The organism is Prevotella sp. AM42-24, assembly GCF_003461825.1.
GTDB classification, from domain to species: Bacteria; Bacteroidota; Bacteroidia; order Bacteroidales; family Bacteroidaceae; genus Prevotella; species Prevotella hominis.
Genome location: NZ_QTXV01000184.1, coordinates 1 through 205 on the forward strand (window position 1 = coordinate 1; position 205 = coordinate 205).

At 54.6% G+C, this 205-nt stretch carries 1 pseudogene; it reads right to left on the bottom strand.

Annotation, left to right across the window (positions count from 1 at the left end):
- Positions 1-205, bottom strand: a pseudogene (locus DW917_RS18045) (hypothetical protein); the annotation flags it as partial.

The window sequence follows — 205 nt, forward strand, 5'->3', positions numbered from 1 at the left end:
CCACCAATATCGGATTGCCGTTGGCATCATAGGTGTAATGGCCGTGGCCGACCTGCGTAGGGGCAGTAGGATGGCAGTCGTCCTCATACCTGTATGTGAAGTCGTAAGACTGTGCCGTTCTTGTGGAATCCACCTTCTGCACCTTGGTAAGCGGCTCGCTCATGCGTCCGAAGGTCATCGCCATCTCATACGATGCACTCTTTGC